This is a genomic window from Humidesulfovibrio sp., from assembly GCF_035560995.1.
Classification (GTDB): Bacteria; Desulfobacterota; Desulfovibrionia; order Desulfovibrionales; family Desulfovibrionaceae; genus Humidesulfovibrio.
The window spans coordinates 1-2,443 of sequence record NZ_DATMYK010000323.1 but is presented as its reverse complement, the minus strand read 5'-3'; the positions used below and the strand labels follow the sequence as shown (position 1 = coordinate 2,443).

At 70.8% G+C, this 2,443-nt stretch carries 2 protein-coding genes and 1 pseudogene; 1 reads left to right on the top strand and 2 read right to left on the bottom strand.

The genetic code is table 11. The features are described from left to right. A pseudogene (locus VN419_RS13010) lies at nt 1-341 on the top strand (hypothetical protein); the annotation flags it as partial. 67 nt (nt 342-408) lie between these two features. Here VN419_RS13010 and mnmE read toward each other — a convergent pair. Together mnmE and VN419_RS13000 are read right to left on the bottom strand one after the other, a co-directional pair. Beyond that, nucleotides 409-1,821: a tRNA uridine-5-carboxymethylaminomethyl(34) synthesis GTPase MnmE gene (gene mnmE, locus VN419_RS13005; RefSeq protein ID WP_325647647.1), complete on the bottom strand. Its 1,413-nt coding sequence runs from the start codon at nt 1,819-1,821 to the stop codon at nt 409-411. A gap of 82 nt (nt 1,822-1,903) precedes the next feature. Then, the coding region (locus tag VN419_RS13000) for a protein jag (protein WP_325647646.1) at nt 1,904-2,443 on the bottom strand (540 nt) is incomplete at its 5' end.

Genomic DNA, 2,443 nt, shown 5'->3' with positions numbered 1-2,443 from the left:
GACAGCGCGCTGGCTGGGTATGGGTGCCGGGCGTGTGGTTCTGGGATTCCGGCCGCTACCACTGGTCCGAAGGGCACTGGATCCGGGAGCGGCCCGGCCAGCGCTGGGTGCCCGCCCGTTGGGAGCATCGCGGCGACCACTACCGCTTCGAGTCCGGCGGCTGGGAGCCGGTGCGCTGGGATCCGCCCCACAATCCGCCGCGCTATGACCGCGACGACGATCGCGACCGCCATGACAACGGCCACGGCAACGCCTGGGGACGCAGGGGCAAGGAAGGCCGGGGTCATGACGACGATCGCGGAGACCGCGACGATGATCGTGGACCGCGCGGCCACCGCTAGACCAGACGTTTGAAACGACAAAGGCCCGGAAGCGCTTCCGGGCCTTTTCTTTTGCGCAGGGCGGGGGTTACTTCCCGATGCAGAACTTTGAAAAGATGGCGTTCAGGACCTCGTCCGGGGCAATGTCTCCCGTGAGTTCCGCCAGGGCCCGGCAGGCGGCGTCGAGCCTGAGGGCCAGGATGTCGTAGGGCAGGCCGAGGCCTGTCTCCTCGGCCAGGGCCAGCAGTTCGCCGCGCGCCTGGGCAATGGCCTGGGCCTGCCGCGCATTGGGCGCTATTTCGTCGGCCTCGGGCTCGCGCGCGCCGCCCGCCAGCCTCCCGCGCAACAAGGCGCACAGCTCGTCAAGCCCTGCCCCGGTCTTGGCCGAAACGCACACACAGGCCAGGCCAAGAGCGCCAACGGCAGCGGCAAGGTCCGCATCGGGCGGCAGGTCGCCCTTGTTCAGCACCGCCAGGGTCCGCGCCGGGTCCAGCCCGCGCAGGGCGTCGGCATCCTCCGCATGCAGCGGCCTGGACGCATCCAGCACGTAAAGCACGGCCTCGGCCCGGTCCATGAACTCCCGCGTCAGCTCCTGCCCGGCGGCCTCCACGGCGTCGATGGCCACCTCGCCCACCTTGTCTGGCGCGGCCGCGCGCAGACCCGCCGTGTCCACCAGACGGAGCAGCAGCCCAGAGAGGTCCAGCTGCTCCTCGATGTAGTCGCGCGTGGTGCCGGGCGCGGCGGAGACAAGGGCGCGGTTGCGGCCCACCAGGGCGTTCATGAGGCTCGATTTGCCCGCGTTGACGCGGCCCGCCAGCACGGCCAGCACGCCCTCGCGCCAAGCGCGTGCGCGCTCCACCCCGGCCAGCAACGGGGCCAGCGCCTGGGCCACGGCCAGGGCTTCGTCCCGCAGGGCGGGGAGGGGCAGGCACTCCACGTCCTCGTCCGGGAAGTCCACGGCCAGGCAAAGCTTGGCCCGCAGGTCCTCCAGCCGGGCGCGGAGGTCGCCTACGCGCGCGGAAAGCGCCCCGGAAAGCTTGAGCTGGGCCAGATGCAGAGCTGCGCGCGTGGGCGCGGCGATGGTCTCGGCAATGGCCTCGGCCTGGGCCAGGTCGAGCTTGCCATTTCTGTACGCGCGGAAGGAGAACTCGCCGGGCAGGGCCAGCCGGGCCCCGCGCGCCAGCAGTTCGTCCAGCACTGCGCGCAGCACGGCCGGGCCGCCGTGGCAGAAGAGCTCGGCCACGTCCTCCCCCGTGAAGGAGCCCGGACCGGGCATGAAGGCCGCGAGCACCTCGTCCAGCACGCTGCCGCGTGCGTCCACCAGGCTGCCGTGGTGCAGGCGGTAGGGTTTGAGGCCGGTGAAGTCCGGGCGCGAGGAGCGGAACAGGGCCTCGGCCAGGGCGCGGGCCTGCGGTCCGCTCACGCGGATGATGCCCACGGCCCCCGGCCCCTGGGCCGTGGCGATGGCGGCGATGGTGTCGCCCGTGCTCATGTGGGCCATGTGCCTCCCTGAAAGAAAACCGCCGGGGCTGGAGTTGTCTCCGGCCCCGGCGGCGTTGTCGGCATGGTGGTCGCCGGGGGGCTTAGTCCCTGGCGTCGTCGTTGAAGTCCTGGGCGGCGTCCTGGGGGATCTCCTCCAGCATCTCGCCGTTCTTGCCCTTGCGCTTGGTCATGATGAGCACGCGCTTCATGGAGCCCTCGCCCTTGCTGCGGGTGAAGACGTGCTCGTCGTCCTGCAGGGTCAGGTGCACCACGCGGCGGTGGTAGCTGCTCATGGGGCGGGTGCTCTGGGTGCGGCCGGTGGCCATGGCCTTGTCCGCCAGGTGGCGGGCGATCTGGCGCAGGCGCTCGTCCTGGTTCTCCCGGTAATCGCCGGCGTCGATCTGCACACGCACGGAGGCGTCCATGCGTTTGCTGACCAGGCGGTTCACCAGGTACTGGATGCTGGCCAGGGTCTGGCCCTCGCGTCCGATGAGCAGGCCGGAATTCTCCGGGTCCTCGATGCGTACGCACACGCGGTCGTGCAAAAGCTCCACAGCGACCTTGGCGTTCTCCACCAGGGGCTCCAGCAGCTTGCCGGTGACCTCGCGGGCCACTTCCTCAAGCTTGGCCTGATCCAGGTG

What these genes read in the sequence shown, in the direction of transcription:
- mnmE (WP_325647647.1), bottom strand. Translation starts at nt 1,821, where the DNA reads ATGGCCCACATGAGCACGGGCGACACCATCGCCGCCATCGCCACGGCC.